This window comes from Ensifer sp. D2-11, from assembly GCF_054161295.1.
The window spans coordinates 1,017,763-1,031,849 of the sequence record NZ_CP096434.1 but is presented as its reverse complement, the minus strand read 5'-3'; the positions used below and the strand labels follow the sequence as shown (position 1 = coordinate 1,031,849).

Sequence of the window (14,087 nt, the reverse complement as noted above, 5' to 3'; positions counted from 1 at the left end):
TCAATGGGGTTGCCGGACGTTGGAACTCAGCTTTCGCGAGCCACAGAACCCATTCGGTTCTCATCGTGCCGTCCCTGGCAAATGTCTCTATCAGAAGCGAAGACTGTTCCCTTTCCGGACTCCGCCGAGATCATCTTCTGCCTGTTTTCGAAGCCGATCCAAGTGTTCGATGCAGACCGCTTCCACGTCGGCAATCAGCCGCTGGACTCTTTCAACAAGCAAATGCATGAGGCGCTCCTGCGCCTTGTGCCAGTAGATCGAGAAATCTGTCAGCTTCCTGTTGTTTGACGACGATCAGCAGATCGTAGTCCGATTTGTATCCCTTCCTGGTGTGCGGTTCATCGACCCATGTTCCTCGGGCATAGGACCCGAAGAGAATGATCTTCAGAATGCGGCCAAGCTTCTTGAAGTTGGCCGTTCCCTCCTTGAGGGCGTCCTCGAATTCCTCGTGCAGGGCCTCGACGATGCGCGCGAGTTCGCGCTGTTTTCGAAGCGGAAGTTGGTCAATGCTGGTCTTCATCGGTTCTAGCGCGTTCTCTGAAGTCATGATGCATGAATAGCGAACCCGGTTCGCTGAATCTACAGATTGCCCATCTCACGTCTAAATTCAACAAAAATGTTGCAACAAAAACTGATGAAAATCGTCCGAACTTTTAGGGAAGAGCGTGGTTTTTCACAATACCACTAAGATTCTACGGATTACGTGTGAGCAGCAAGCGTATTATCTCCGATTTTTTGTGACATCAAAACACGGAACGAGAACGGCGATGAGACAGCTTGAAGGCACGAAGGCTCAGCACACAAACCACTTGGTCCTGATCTGTTCGGCTAATGCGAACTTCTATGTGCTGCTTGCACACATCCTGGCGTCGGAGGGCTTTCAGACGATGTTGGTGAGCGAGGAAGAGGTGGTGGACCAGGCTGTGCTAAGGCCGGTCACAGCAATCATCCTGGATTCAGCAGAGGATTCAGAGCTCACGGTAAGGACATGTGCCGCCATAAAAGCTAACGACGTAACCTCGCGCATCCCGACTATCGCCGTCGTTTCGTCGGGCAATGAGCGGTACTATCTGGCACTGTTGAAAGCGGGGGTTGACGAAAACTTCGTGCGCCCGGTCTCGCCGGCAAGGCTGCTTGCTTACCTTGGTTCTCTGCCGAACAATCGTGCGAATGATAAGCAGCCGACACATCCGGCTAGCGAAGAGGCCACCGAGACCTTTGGCGCGTTAAGAATCGAGCGTAGGCGCCGTCTCGTCAGATATGGTGATGAAGACGTTCAATTCGGTCCCATCGAATTCAACCTGCTGCGATGCCTGCTTGAGGCACCAGGCCGGGTGCGGAGCCGTCTGGAACTGATCGAAGCGGCGTGGCCATCAAATCGCTACGTGCAGCCGCGCACCGTGGATGTGCATGTCGGTCGCTTACGTCGGGAGCTCGAGCGCCTGACCGGCCGTCCTCTTATTCGCACAATACGGGCCACAGGCTATGCGATCGACATTGATGATGGTGCCGATTGAGCTCGGATACGTGTCACACTTCTTATATTTTTTTCAAAAATGCAGGGAAAGGAAATTTCAACGGTAATTTTACGCAAAATGCGAAACTCAGCTTGAAAATATTTCGCAAATACTTCGTTGAGTTCAGCGCCTAACCAAATAAATCTCCCATACATTCGTCGTTCAAGTATCAGGAGATTTTCGGATGGAAGGAAAAGCGCCAGGGCAGGGAAGTATTGCTGGCAAGGGTGCCGAAAGGAACACCGCCAGCTTAATCCAGTACGCCCAAAGCCATTTCGATGCCGCGCATTTTCAGGGCTTGATGGCGATTTACGGGCGGCCCCTGGAGAATTGTGCCGTGGCACTAACCCACGACCGGGGACGTCGGGTCGTCGACTTTGTGCGTTGCTCCTATCTCGGCTTGGACAACCATCCGCAGGTCGTTGCAGGTGCCGTCGACGCACTGAAAGATTACGGCGCGCTTCAATGGTCATGCGCAAGGACGCGTCTCAACTTCTCGATTCTCGGTGACTTGGAGGCGGCGCTGTCGGAGTTGTTCGATGCGCGGGTGATTACTTATACCACAGTGCTCGCCGCCAACATGAGCGCGTTGCCGCTGATTGCTTCCGGGCATCTCACGGGTGGCGTTAAGCCGCTGATGGTGTTCGATCGCTTCGCCCACGCAACGCTTGCCTATCACAAGGGAACCATTGCCGCCGAAACTCGCGTCGAGACCATTGCTCACAACGATCTCGAAGCGCTCGAGATGCTCTGCCGCGCGAACGAATCCGTCGCCTTCGTTTGCGACGGCGTCTATTCGATGGGCGGAAGCGCCGACATCGAGGACCTAAGGCGCCTGCAGGACCGCTATGGCCTCTTCCTCTATATCGATGACGCACATGGCGTATCGATCTTCGGCAAGCACGGGGAAGGCTTTGCCAGATCGCAAATGAGCGGGCACCTGGGTGAGCGAACGATAATTGCGGCTTCGCTCGGAAAGGGCTTCGGCGCCTCAGGAGGCTTGATCATGCTCGGAACGGCGCGGCAAGAGGAACTGTTTCGAAGATTCGCGGTCGCTCATGCGTTTTCGGCGTCGCTGAATGTCGCGGCAATCGGCGCGGCGCGCGCGTCGCAGCAACTGCACCTAACGCAAGAACTCACGGAGCTACAACAGGGACTCCGAAGCAGAATCGCCTTGTTCGACAGCCTCGTTCCTACAGAGCAGCAAGGCTCACCGTTGCCGATACGAACGGTCGAGATAGGCGACGAGATGACGGCCATCGAAGCCGCAAGAGCTTTGCTCGACCGCGGTTTCTATACGTCGGTGATCTTCTTTCCCACGGTTGCACGGGGGAGGGCTGGGTTGCGGCTTTGCCCCACGGCCGGACACTCGGAAGATGACATCCGGGCGGTGGGCAGCGCGATTCAAGACGTGCTGACAAACATATAAGGGCCTGTGCTGCATCAAGACCACCCCCAACACTGAATCGTACAAGGAGCGAACATGTACGAGCACCTCTCGGAGTGCTGCGTCTCCGTCCCAGATTCAAGGAACCTCATCGAGACTGTTTCCCAACGGTTTGCCGAATTGTGCGTCTCAATCGTGGACAACGGAATGGAAAAGACCTTCAAGTTCATCGATGGCGAGGCCGTCGTGAGAGCTGTCGGTAGAGGGATTCTGATGCGGGTCGTCGCGACGGACGTCATCTCTTACTATGGAATAAGAACGGCATTGGAGGGCAGCATTCTTAAATTGGCGGCATTGGCGCCCGAGGAATTCGCTTGGCGCCCGGCCCGGTCAAACACCATTTGCAGCGGTCGGACGTGTACATCCGAGTCAAGATGAAGTGCATGAAACGCGAGAAACTCGCCACGGCTGAAGTTCACCACAAACGACTAACGGCAGGAACGTTGGACACGCAGAGCAACCACCACCATCGAGAACATGAGCTACGCGAACTTCCACATGAAGAATGCTCGCAGGCCGCTGAATGCCGGCACGCAGGCGCAGGCGACAAAGCTCAAGCTGATTTGAAGCCCGTGAACACATCACGAATCGAGCAGACTCTCCCCAACGTGCTCTACCGATAGCGTGCCTACCGGAAGTGGTTTGATCAGCGACATCGCAGAAACACTCGGGTTCAGCCAGTCAGCCCGTACATGGCGCTCAAGGATCACGATCTGTCGATCGTGGTACGAAGCGATGTCGGCCCCCGGCGCCATCGTCAGCATGGTGAAGGCTTGCCCGACCTCGGGCTGACTATGATGCGCGCGAAGGTTTTCCAGTCCGACGCCCCGATCGACGAGCGCCGCGTTATCATAAGGCGCCATGACGGCGAAGTGGAGATGGTGGAGCGGCCGTGGGGCCTGCGTCCGCGCGACGGTGGTGCGCGCGCCGTGAACGTCGTCCGGTCGGAAGGCCGGACGTTCTCCGCCCGCCGCTGCCTGGTGCCAGCGTCCGAGTTTCGCCATAGGAACTTCAGCTTCTCGCTCACCAATGTTGACTGGTTCTATTTCGCGGGGATTTGGCGGCCGGCGACCCCGGCCTGGCCGGAGGAATATAAGCGATTTCCGGATCCAGATTCACGTCAGCAGTGGTTCAACGGATGCGATCATACGTGATCTGGAGAAGGGCCGCATTAATCTTGGTTTCATCCCGCCGGTCGAAAACATCGGATCGCTGCGTTGGCTGAGCATCGCCAACGAACGTTATCTTCTGGCGGTCCCCTTGGTAGCTACCTGACCACGGCGGAAACAATCACAATGAGCGATCTGAAGCGGGAAAGGACCATCTCCTTTTCCGCTCCAATCTGTCTTATACGGAAAAGTGCTTCCTTGAGGAGTTCAGAAAACACGGCCTTCTCGACCACGTCGCCTATAGCTGCGACGACACGCTCTCACTGGTTTCGCTCGTTTCTACCTGAATGGGCGTGCGTTTCGTTCCGGAATGGGACGAAGGGTCTGCCCAATCGATCGTTTCAACTTCGGGAAGTAGAGGGGGTGGATTTCACGATCGGCATGGGATTCGCCTGGAACAAGGAAGACCCGCGGCTAACCGCGACGATATCCTCGAAATCGCCGCTCGCTCGCATCGGCTTCACGACCGCGCATACCTGTCGGCGAGCATTCCGAAAGGAGCGGAAAGAAGCGCCGTCCGACTGCGTATGAGGAGTAGACGGCCGAACCGGCGCCGCCGAAGGATCTATCTGTTGCTGACAACAAGACGACACCAACAAGAGGTTCAGAAGGTGAAGATTTGGTTTCAGAAGTTAACCGATGTTTCGGGCGTGGCGCGCACCAGGGAAATGTTCAATGAAGCGCTTACGGATCTCGCCGGGGAGCTCGGCTTCGAATATTACGCCTACCTCAATCTTCAGCCGGTAGGAACATTCGCTGTGTCAAACTATCCTCGCGAATGGCTGGATCGGTATTTCTCCAAGAGCTTCAATGAGATCGATCCGGTGGTCCGAATCGCCAACTCCGCCATGAAGGCGTTCACCTGGTCTTCCGAGAACTCGCCCAAGGTCAGGTCGAGACGCGTTAGGCAGTTCTATCTGGATGCCGCCGGATTCGGCATACGGTCGGGCATAACCATTCCGGTTGCAACGGCATCTGGGCGCATGTCGATGCTGACGATCACGTCGCACAAGCCGTTCCTTTCAGTGGATCGGGATATTGATCCGGTGGCGGCGTCCGGCGGTCGCTCAGCTTCATGTGGATCGAACAAGCGGAAATGGAACCCACGGCAAAGCCGAGCATCTGCATGACCGCCAAACAGGGGCTGATGCTTAAGAGGTCATCCGAGGGAAAATCCATGAGAGCAATCGCCACGATCGAGAACATGACCTACTCGAATGTGAAGTTTCATATGAATAATGCTCGCAGGGCGCTGAATGCCGGCACGCAGGCCCAGGCGACAAAGCTCAAGCTGATTTGAATCCAAACACATTGCCGATCGGTGGGGCAGCTCGACGTCTCTAATCCTCTTCTAGAATGGGGGTTCGTGAACTTCAATCAGACGTCGGTTGGGTTGACCCTGGTCACTATCCACTACGTCCCCCGCGACAGCGTCAGCATGATATGCCCATGCGCACCATTGGGGCGCCTCTCGATGGCGCCGGCGCGTCTCCTGATCCCGTTCAGTTATCGCCAGGCTTTTCGTTGCGTCCGTTCCGGCAGTCCGCTGCATTTCCCAGTCATGCAGCGGACTCGGTCCCTTTTGCGGCTTGTCAAAACACCTATATCTGAATTAAGTCTTCAAATAAGAAGACACTATTGTTGTCCGACGGTCATCCACATCGCGTTGCCGCTGCATGAGGGGAGAGCAACTACGCATGAAAACAGATTCCGAACTGCCGCTTTCCGGCCTGGTCGTCGTGGACATGAGCCAGTTTCTCTCGGGCCCCTATTGCTCACTGCGGCTGATGGATCTCGGCGCGCGGGTCATCAAGATCGAGCGGCCGGATGGCGGCGACCTCTCCCGCAGGCTTTACCTGAGCGACACCGAGATCGGCGGCGACTCGACTATTTTCCATGCGATCAACCGCGCCAAGGAAAGCCTTGCGATAGACCTCAAGAACGAGGCTGATCTTGAGACACTGAAGCGGCTTCTCGCCCAGGCCGACGTCGTGATCCAGAACTTCCGGCCGGGCGTCATCGAAAGGCTGCGGCTGGATTATGAAGCGGTCAGGGCCATCAATCCGCGCATCGTCTATGCCTCGATCAGCGGTTATGGCGAGGAGGGGCCCTGGGTGAAGCGCCCCGGCCAGGACCTTCTGGCGCAGGCGCGCTCGGGCGTCATGTGGCTGAATGGCGACGAAGGGCAGGGGCCGGTTCCCTTTGGGCTCGCCATCGGCGACATGCTGGCCGGAGCCGCCGCCGCTCAAGGGATTCTCGCGGCGCTGGTGCGGCGGGGCATTTCGGGCAAGGGAAGCCTCGTCGAAACGAGCCTCCTGGAGGCGCTTGTCGATTTCCAGTTCGAGGTATTGACCACGCACCTCAATGACGGCGGCCGTCTGCCGAAGCGGTCGGCATTCCGGAGCGCCCATGCTTATCTCGCCGCACCATACGGCGTTTATGCGGCGAGCGACGGCTATCTCGCGATTGCCATGACACCGATCCCGAAGCTTGCGGACCTGCTGGAGATCGACGAACTCGCGCCGTATCGCGACGACCCGGCCTCGTGGTTCACCGAGCGTGACCGCATCAAGGCGCTGATTGCCGCGCGCATCGCGATGCGCACTGTCGACGAATGGCTGGCGGTGCTGGAGCCGGCCGACATCTGGTGCGCGCGCGTGCTCGACTGGAACGAGCTCATGGAAAGCGAAGGTTTCCAGGTGCTCGATATGCTGCAGACGGTGGTGCGCGAAGACGAAGTGTCGATCACCACCACGCGTTCGCCGCTCAGGATCAACGGCCGCCGCCCGCGCGTCGAGCGCGCCGCGCCGCGGATCGGTGAGCATGGCCGCTCGATCAGGGAGGAGTTCGGCCTATGAGCATCGTCCTCAAGGGAATGACCTGGAACCACCCGCGCGGCTATGACCCGATGGTGGCCTGCTCGCAATCCTGGCAGGAAAAGACGGGCGTCGAGATCCGGTGGGAGAATCGGTCGCTGCAGGATTTCGAGACCTTTCCGGTCGAGGTCCTGGCAAGGAACTATGACCTGATCGTCATCGACCATCCGCATGTGGGGCAGATCACCGGCGAGAATTGCCTGCTGCCCTTGGATGTGCCGGATCGCGAGGAGGAGCGGCAGGCGCTCTCGGCGGCAAGCGTCGGCCCGTCCTATCGGAGCTACGCGTGGAACGAACGCCAATGGGCCTTTCCGATCGACGCCGCGACTCAGGTGCAGGCCTGGCGGCCGGATAGGACGGATCGCCTTCAGACCTGGCAGGAGATGCTCGAGCTCGCGCATCGCGGCGGCGTCCTCCTACCGCTCAGGCCGCCGCATTCGCTGATGAGCTTTTACACGCTCTGCGGCAATCTCGGCCGGCCTTGCCGCAGCGCCGAGAAGGGCGAGCTCGTCGATGCCGAAACGGGCGCCATGGCGGTCGAGCTGCTGCAGGAAATCTCGGCACTGATCGACCCCGCATGCTTCGGGATGGACCCGATCGCGGTGCTCGAGGCCATGGCGGTCGAAGCCTCGGCTGTCGCCTGCGCGCCGCTTATCTACGGCTATGTCAGCTACTCCATCGCCGGCTTTCGCCCGGCCCTTGTCCGCTTCGGCGATTTCCCGACCGTCGGCGCCGCCGGGCCGGTCGGCTCGGCGCTCGGCGGGACGGGTATAGCCGTCTCGGCCTTTTCGCAAGCGCCGGGAGAGGCGATCGATTTCGCCTATTGGGTGGCGAGCGGAGGCGTGCAGCGCGGCCTCTACGCGGCATCCGGCGGTCAGCCCGGCCATGGGGATGCCTGGCAGGACGATAAGGCCAATTCGGCGACCCATGATTTCTACCGCGCAACCCGGGCGACGCTCGAAGGCGCCTGGCTCCGGCCGCGCCACGACGGCTACATGGCGTTCCAGCAGGCGGGCTCGGATCGTCTGAACGACGGGCTGCGGAGCCGGGAGAGGCCGAGGCACGTGGTCGAAGAGCTCAACCGGTTGTTTCATGCGAGTTTTCGCTGAGGTCGAAATTGCCCCCATCCGCCTGCCGGCACCTTCCCCGCGGGCGCGCGCAAATTTCTCAAAAAAAGGAGCTCTGCAACTCCACCCCGCCTGCCCGCGTAAAGATTGGATTCAATCTTTCTTGGTAATTTACCGTTAGCAAGTCTCGTCAGTGGGTCCTGACGGCGCGGTTGCCGTCGGCTGTTGTATTGCGTGCGGGTCCTCATGCGTCCTTTTTCGGCTGTTTCAGCGATCGTCATAACGTGCCTGGTTCTATCGAGCTGCGGCTTCGGGGGGAGCAGACCGTCGCGGGAGACGACGAGCTCCGTCGTCCGTCCGGCAAGCCCGGTTCCCTCAGCGGCGGTCAGTGCCGTTGCCGCGCAAGCGGCGCCTCAGCCGGAGGCGCTTGCCTGGGCGGGAACCGTTCCGCAGCCGCAGGCCTTCATGCCGGCGGAAAGGGCCGTGGGCATGCCGGTCCCGGCCGAGCGACCCATCGCGATGCTCGCGCCGGAAAATCCCGCGCGCGAGCCGCGCGGCCGCTCGCGCGTCTACAGCCACAGTTTCCGCGATGCCCATCCGATCAATTTCGGTACCCGGTCGCCGCGCAAACTCGCCGTTCACGGTGTCGACGTTTCGCGTTGGCAGGGCGACATCAACTGGGCGAAGCTGCGCACGCAAGGCGCCAACTTCGCCTATATCAAGGCAACCGACGGCGGCGATCATCTCGATCCCATGTTCAAGAAGAACTGGCGCCGGGCCGACGAGGCCGGGCTGAAACGCGGCGCCTACCACTTCTTCTACTGGTGCCGCACGGCCGGCGAGCAGGCGGACTGGTTCATTCGCAACGTCCCCCGGGATCCGAGCGCGCTTCCGCCCGTCATTGATGTCGAGTGGAACGGCGAGTCGAGCTGCAAGCGGCGCCCTTCGCCCGAGCGGGTGCGGGAAAAGATGCAGGTCTTCATGGACAAGCTGGAGCGCCACTACGGCCAACGCCCGATCATCTATACCGCGCCGGATTTCTACCGCGACAATCTGCAGGGCGCGTTCCCCAATCATCCCTTCTGGCTGCGCTCGGTCGCGGCGCACCCGTCGAAGGTCTATCCCGGACGCAAATGGGTCTTCTGGCAATATTCGGGTTCGGGCCTGTCCCACGGCGTCGACGGGCGGATCGACCTCAACGTCTTCAACGGCAGCGAGGAAGACTGGCACAACTGGGTGTCGGCGCGCTCGAGCTGAGGGAATGCAAGTGACGCCGATCCGCCTGCTGCAGGCCAATGATGCGGCCTTCCCCGCACTTGCGGCCCTCATGGAGGAAATGCAGGCGCATTACCGCGTGGCCTGTCCGCCGCGCGCCGAGATCGTCGCGGGGCTTGAAGCCATGCCGCCGGGCGCGGAGATCCTCGTCGCCGAGGAGCGTCGTTCGGTGCTCGGTTTCGCCGCCTTCTCCGGGATTTACCCCGGGCCGGGCCTGAAGCCGGGCATGTTTCTGAAGGAACTCTACGTTAGCGGATCCCAACGCGGCCGGGGCCTCGGCCGGGCTTTGGTGCAGAAGCTCGCCAGCCTGGCGAAGGAGCGCGGGCTCTCGCGCATCGATTGGACGGCGGAGGCGGAAAACACACGGCTCCTCTCCTTCTATGAAGAGCTGGGCGGTGCAAGCAAACCGGACAAGCTCTTCTTCCGGCTCGACGGAGACGCGCTCGCGCGGCTGGCGGGCTGAGCCGGCGCGCCACGGCCCGGGGCCTCAGTCGCCCATGCCTTCTGCTTCCGCCATCAGCCATGCTTCGAAGGTCCGCATGGAAGCACTCGGCGCGATGTCACGCGGTTTGGCGAACCAGTAGCCGTAGTCGCTTCGATATCCAAAGCCGTTCGGATTGACGAGCTTTCCCGCGGCAAGGTCGTCGAGGATAAGGCCCCGCGGGATCAATGCCATTCCCTGTCCGGCAAGTGCCGCCCGGATCACCATCGTGTAATAGCCGAACCGCGTGGTGTGTCGCACCGCGAGGTCGTCCTTGCCGTGACCCTTGGCGAAATAATTCCAGTGCAGCGGGGTTTGCGGGTGCTCCAGCATGATGCCGTCGGCGAGATCCTCGATCGTCTCCGGAGTGCCGTTCTTCTCCCAGTAGGAAGGGGCGCTGACGACAAGAACCTCGCGCCCGAAGAGATAGCTGGTCTCCTCTTCAGGCAGCGGTTCGCTCAGGAAGCGGAATATCGCATCGGGCGTCTGGGACTGGGTCGGAGAAACGAACGTCGTGAACTGCACCTCAATCTCCGGGTGCTGCTCGGTAAAGCGAAGAAAGCGCGGCAGCAGCCACCGGTCCCCGAAAATGGGCGGCACCTGCAATCTCAGCACCCGTGGGCCCGGCTTCAGGCGCGCGACCCGAAGGGCGGCGTCCTCCATCGCCTTCAATGCGGTGCGCGCCTGTTCGATATAGATCGAGCCGACTTCCGTCGGGATCATGCCGCGCGGCGTCCGGGCGAAGACGGGACTGCCGATCAGGTCTTCGAGCGCCAGCAATTGCTTGCTGACGGCGCTCTGCGACAGCGACGTGCTTTCGGCGGCAGCGCTCGTCGATCCCCTTTCGGCCACCGCAAGCAGCACCTGAAGTGCGGTCGTCGAAGGCAAGCGCCGCCGTCCCGAAGCCATGAAATCCCTCCGCCAGGTTCAGCCGAATGCGAGATCGCGCTTCCGCTCCGCCCCGTTCCTTGCGCAGAACCTAAATAAGTGCCCGGAGCAAGGCTAGTCGTTTTTGTCATAGCTTGGTGAAATAACTTCGCTTGCCGGAGGATGCGGCCCGTGGGAGCTTCTCCGAAAGAATGAACAAATAAAGGGAACGAAAATGACTGAGCCCACTCAGCTTTGGGGTGGACGTTTCAAGTCCGGACCGTCCGAAGCGCTTGCAAACCTGTCACGCGCGCCGCGATCTTACTTTCGACTTTACAGGGAAGATATTGCAGGTTCGCGCGCCCATGCTTCCGAGTTGAAGCGGGCTGGCGTCCTGGACGAGAGTGAATTCTCCGCGATACGCGCGGCGCTGGAAGGCATCGAAGCCGATGTCGGTGCCGGCCGAGAGGAGCCGATTGCGGCTGACGAGGATCTGCATACCTTTCTCGAACGTCTTTTGACGGCGCGCCTCGGCACGCTTGGCGGCAAGCTTCGCGCCGGGCGGTCGCGCAACGACCAGACGGCAAACAATACGCGCCTCTATCTGCGGCGCATGGCGCGGGAGCTTTCCCGGGGCGTGATCGCCATCGAAGAAGCCCTGACCGAGCAGGCATCTCGGCATACGGAGACCGTGATGCCCGGCTTTACCCATCTTCAGCCGGCCCAGCCGGTCGTGCTCGGCCATCACCTGATGGCGCACGCGCAGTCACTGCTGCGCGACCTGCAGCGTTTTGCCGATTGGGATCGCCGCTTCGATCGCTCGCCTCTGGGTGCAGCCGCGCTCGCCGGATCCGGCATTGCGCGCCGCCCCGACCTCTCAGCCATCGATCTCGGCTATTCGGCCGCTTGCGAGAACTCCATCGATGCCGTCGCCGCGCGCGATCACGTCGCCGAATTCCTCTTCATCTGCTCGCTGGTGGCGGTGGATCTTTCGCGGCTTGCGGAGGAAATCTGCCTTTGGAGCTCCAAGCAGTTCAGCTGGGTGCGGCTACATGATTCCTATTCCACCGGCTCCTCGATCATGCCGCAGAAGAAGAACCCCGACGTCGCCGAGCTGACGCGCGGCATGTCGGGCACGCTGATCGGCAACATCGCCGGCTTCCTCGCGACCATGAAGGCGATGCCGCTCGCCTATAATCGCGACCTCGCCGAGGACAAACGCAGCCTTTTCGAGACGATCGACGTTCTCGAACTGGTCCTGCCCGCCTTTGCCGGCATGGTGGGAACGCTGGAATTCGACGTGGATAAGCTGCGCGAGGAAGCGCCGAAGGGCTTCACGCTTGCGACCGAAGTGGCCGACTGGCTGGTTGGCCGGGACGTGCCCTTCGCCGAAGCGCACGAGATCACCGGCGCAGTGGTGCGCTATTGCGAAGAGCGCGGACACGATTTTGCCGGTCTGACGGCGGAGGACCTGCCGGGGATCGATCCGCGGCTTCAGCCGGAGATGCTCGCGGCACTCGCCCTCGAAAAGGCGCTTGCCAGCAGAAACGGCTACGGTGCAACGGCGCCGGAGAAGGTTCGCGAGCAGATCGCCCGCTTCGAAACGGCGCTCGCCGAATGCCGCGCCTTCGCCGGCGGCCCGATCGGCGGCGCGGCCTTTGCGGGAGCGAAGAACGGCGCAGAGGAGGCGCGACGCCGATGAATGTGGCAAGCTTCGCAACTCAGCCTTCGGATTCCAAATACGAGATCGCGCACCTGAAACTGGTGCCGAAGCGCCATATCGGACGAATGATCGCGGCGGGCGTCGTGCTCCTGCTGTTTGCGGGCCTGGTGCGGGCCTTCAGCGTCGGGCAGATCGAATGGAGCTATGTCCGCGATTTTCTCTTCGCGCCCGCCATCCTCGCCGGCCTCTACAACACCCTGCTTATGACCGTTGCCGCCATGGGGCTCGGCATCGTCCTCGGCGTCGTCATCGCCATCATGCGGATATCAGGCAATCCGGTGCTGTCGTCGATCGCAATCGGCTATATCTGGGTCTTTCGCGGCGCCCCGGCGCTGCTGCAGTTGATGCTGTGGTTCAACCTGGCCCTCATCTTCCCGACGCTCGGCATTCCGGGACTGTTCGAGTTCAGGACGGTCGACGTCATGACGCCCTTCGTCGCGGCCGTACTCGGGCTCGGAATATCCCAGGGCGCCTATACTTCGGAGGTGGTGCGAAGCGGGCTTCTGTCCGTCGACAGCGGCCAGTACGAGGCTGCGCGCACGATCGGCATGACGCAGATGATGATGCTGCGCCGTGTCGTCCTGCCGCAGGCGATGCGCGTCATGGTGCCGCCGGTCGGCAACGAGGTGATCGGCATGGTGAAGCTGACGTCGCTCGCCAGCGTCATCCAGTATTCCGAGATCCTCCACAACGCGCAGATCATCTATTTCGCCAATACCCGCGTACTCGAGCTGCTGCTGGTCGCGAGCTTCTGGTACCTGCTCGTCGTCTCCGTGCTCTCGATAGGGCAGCACTATATCGAGCGCTATTTCGGCCGCGGTTCGAAATCGATCCGCTCGTCCATGTGAGGTCGGTCATGAACCAGGATATTCTCGTCAAGGCTATCGACGTCACGAAGAACTACGGCACGTTCCGCGCTCTCGACAAGGTCAGCATGGAGGTCGCTCGCGGAGAGGTGAGCTGCATCATCGGTCCCTCCGGCTCGGGCAAGAGCACGCTTCTGCGCTGCATCAACCTTCTGGAGCGGATGGACGGTGGAGCGATCTGGGTCAAGGACGAACTGATCGGCTACCGCCGCGACGGCAACAATCTCCACGAGATCAGCGATGCGGAGATCTCGCGCCAGCGGCGGCGGATCGGCATGGTTTTCCAGCGTTTCAACCTGTTCCCGCACAAGACCGCGCTGGAAAACATCATCGAGGGTCCGGTGCAGGTCCTCGGCGAGCCGGTGAAGGAAGCGCGCGACAGGGCCTCGGCATTGCTGGAGCGGGTGGGGCTCGCGGACAAGGCGAACCATTACCCTTCGGAACTTTCCGGGGGCCAGCAGCAGCGCGTCGCGATCGCCCGGGCCATGGGCATGCGGCCGGATCTCATTCTCTTCGACGAACCCACATCGGCGCTCGACCCGGAACTGGTGTCGGAAGTGCTCGACGTGATGCGGGACCTTGCCGCTTCCGGCATGACGATGATCGTCGTCACCCATGAGCTCGGCTTCGCCCGCAATGTGGCGAATACCGTAACCTTCATGGAGACCGGCAAGGTGGTCGAAACAGGCTTGGCATCGGAGGTTCTCAGCACCCCGAAAAGTGCCCGAACGGCGGAGTTCATCAAAGCCGTTCACAGCTGAGGAACAGCATGACGGCGGCAGACGACGCCGCCGGCTAG

General features: G+C 60.8%; 11 protein-coding genes and 5 pseudogenes. 13 read left to right on the top strand and 3 right to left on the bottom strand.

Features of this window, described 5'->3' with window-relative positions; translation table 11 throughout:
• Positions 1–219: 219 nt before the first annotated feature.
• Positions 220–520, bottom strand: a pseudogene (locus tag M1D34_RS21875) (nucleotidyltransferase domain-containing protein); the annotation flags it as partial.
• Positions 521–767: 247 nt separating this feature from the next.
• Here M1D34_RS21875 and M1D34_RS21870 point away from each other — a divergent pair.
• From M1D34_RS21870 to rctB, 3 genes are all read left to right on the top strand, one after another.
• Positions 768–1,517 carry a winged helix-turn-helix transcriptional regulator gene (locus tag M1D34_RS21870; protein WP_498781977.1) on the top strand — a complete coding sequence of 250 codons (750 nt, stop codon included), beginning with the start codon at positions 768–770 and terminating at the stop codon, positions 1,515–1,517.
• 184 nt (positions 1,518–1,701) lie between these two features.
• Entirely contained in the window at positions 1,702–2,946 is a 1,245-nt protein-coding gene (locus tag M1D34_RS21865) for an 8-amino-7-oxononanoate synthase family protein (protein ID WP_498781975.1), read from the top strand.
• A 54-nt stretch (positions 2,947–3,000) separates the two neighbouring features.
• Positions 3,001–3,342, top strand: a complete 342-nt coding sequence (gene rctB, locus M1D34_RS21860) for an SMa0974 family conjugal transfer regulator (RefSeq protein ID WP_498781973.1) — start codon at positions 3,001–3,003, stop codon at positions 3,340–3,342.
• A gap of 203 nt (positions 3,343–3,545) precedes the next feature.
• Here rctB and M1D34_RS21855 read toward each other — a convergent pair.
• Positions 3,546–3,752: pseudogene (locus M1D34_RS21855) on the bottom strand (SOS response-associated peptidase); the annotation flags it as partial.
• Positions 3,753–3,758: 6 nt separating this feature from the next.
• Here M1D34_RS21855 and M1D34_RS21850 point away from each other — a divergent pair.
• From M1D34_RS21850 to M1D34_RS21820, 7 genes and pseudogenes are all read left to right on the top strand, one after another.
• A pseudogene (locus M1D34_RS21850) lies at positions 3,759–4,058 on the top strand (SOS response-associated peptidase family protein); the annotation flags it as partial.
• A 13-nt stretch (positions 4,059–4,071) separates the two neighbouring features.
• Positions 4,072–4,576: pseudogene (locus tag M1D34_RS21845) on the top strand (LysR family substrate-binding domain-containing protein); the annotation flags it as partial.
• A gap of 168 nt (positions 4,577–4,744) precedes the next feature.
• A pseudogene (locus tag M1D34_RS21840) lies at positions 4,745–5,433 on the top strand (autoinducer binding domain-containing protein).
• 397 nt (positions 5,434–5,830) lie between these two features.
• The gene (locus tag M1D34_RS21835) at positions 5,831–6,991 is read left to right on the top strand and encodes a CaiB/BaiF CoA transferase family protein (protein ID WP_498781971.1); all 1,161 of its coding nucleotides are present in this window, start codon (positions 5,831–5,833) and stop codon (positions 6,989–6,991) included.
• Entirely contained in the window at positions 6,988–8,118 is a 1,131-nt protein-coding gene (locus tag M1D34_RS21830) for a carbohydrate ABC transporter substrate-binding protein (protein ID WP_498781969.1), read from the top strand. The genes M1D34_RS21835 and M1D34_RS21830 overlap by 4 nt, the downstream gene beginning before the upstream one ends.
• A gap of 204 nt (positions 8,119–8,322) precedes the next feature.
• A complete protein-coding gene (locus M1D34_RS21825; protein ID WP_498781967.1) occupies positions 8,323–9,333 on the top strand; it encodes a glycoside hydrolase family 25 protein in 1,011 nt (336 codons plus the stop codon).
• 4 nt (positions 9,334–9,337) lie between these two features.
• Entirely contained in the window at positions 9,338–9,814 is a 477-nt protein-coding gene (locus tag M1D34_RS21820; RefSeq protein ID WP_498781965.1) for a GNAT family N-acetyltransferase, read from the top strand.
• A gap of 24 nt (positions 9,815–9,838) precedes the next feature.
• On the opposite strand, the gene M1D34_RS21815 is transcribed toward M1D34_RS21820, so the two are convergent.
• Positions 9,839–10,741 (bottom strand): LysR substrate-binding domain-containing protein, encoded by a 903-nt coding sequence (locus tag M1D34_RS21815; RefSeq protein ID WP_498781963.1) that lies wholly within the window; start codon positions 10,739–10,741, stop codon positions 9,839–9,841.
• A 193-nt stretch (positions 10,742–10,934) separates the two neighbouring features.
• On the opposite strand from M1D34_RS21815, the gene argH reads away from it, so the two are divergent.
• The 3 genes from argH to M1D34_RS21800 are packed head-to-tail and all read left to right on the top strand — an operon-like array spanning position 10,935 to position 14,049.
• Complete coding sequence (gene argH / locus M1D34_RS21810; RefSeq protein ID WP_498781961.1) at positions 10,935–12,401, top strand: argininosuccinate lyase; 1,467 nt, start codon at positions 10,935–10,937, stop codon at positions 12,399–12,401.
• Positions 12,398–13,270, top strand: coding sequence for an amino acid ABC transporter permease (locus M1D34_RS21805; RefSeq protein WP_498781959.1), 873 nt, complete (start codon positions 12,398–12,400; stop codon positions 13,268–13,270). Before argH ends, M1D34_RS21805 begins: the two co-directional genes overlap by 4 nt.
• 8 nt (positions 13,271–13,278) lie before the next feature.
• On the top strand, positions 13,279–14,049 hold the full coding sequence (locus M1D34_RS21800; RefSeq protein ID WP_498781957.1) for an amino acid ABC transporter ATP-binding protein: 771 nt from the start codon (positions 13,279–13,281) through the stop codon (positions 14,047–14,049).
• Positions 14,050–14,087 lie beyond the last annotated feature (38 nt).